Source organism: Burkholderia reimsis (genome assembly GCF_003294055.1).
GTDB classification, from domain to species: Bacteria; Pseudomonadota; Gammaproteobacteria; order Burkholderiales; family Burkholderiaceae; genus Burkholderia; species Burkholderia cepacia.
In genome coordinates this window covers 1-401 of the sequence record NZ_QMFZ01000165.1, presented here as the reverse complement: position 1 = coordinate 401, position 401 = coordinate 1, and the positions used below count along the sequence as shown (strand labels likewise).

Annotated in this window: 1 protein-coding gene; it reads left to right on the top strand. The window is 71.6% G+C overall.

What is annotated here, in order from left to right; translation table 11 throughout:
- Window positions 1–401, top strand: a 401-nt coding sequence (locus DPV79_RS41765; protein WP_279636680.1) for a wax ester/triacylglycerol synthase domain-containing protein, incomplete at both ends; no start/stop codon positions are given.

The following is a 401-nucleotide window of genomic DNA, read 5'->3' as shown; positions in this document are numbered from 1 at the left end:
CCCGTGGGAGCCGCCGCCGCTGCCGTCCACCCGGCAACGCCTCGGTTGGGCCCTGCGGGACCTGCCCTCCAGGCTCGGCAAGATCGCGCCGACCGTGCGGGCCGTTCGTGATCGGGTGCGCATCGAACGGGAGTTCGCCAAAGACGGCGACCGGCGCGTCCCGCCCACGTTCGACCGCTCCGCACCGCCGGGCCCGTTTCAGCGCGGGCTGTCGCGCAGCCGGCGGTTCTCCTGCGAATCGTTCCCGCTCGCCGAGGTTCGCGAGGTGAGCAAGACGCTGGGCGTCACCATCAACGACGTCTTTTTGGCGTGTGTGGCCGGTGCCGTTCGTCGCTATCTGGAGCGTTGCGGCTCCCCTCCCACCGACGCGATGGTGGCCACGATGCCGCTCGCGGTCACCC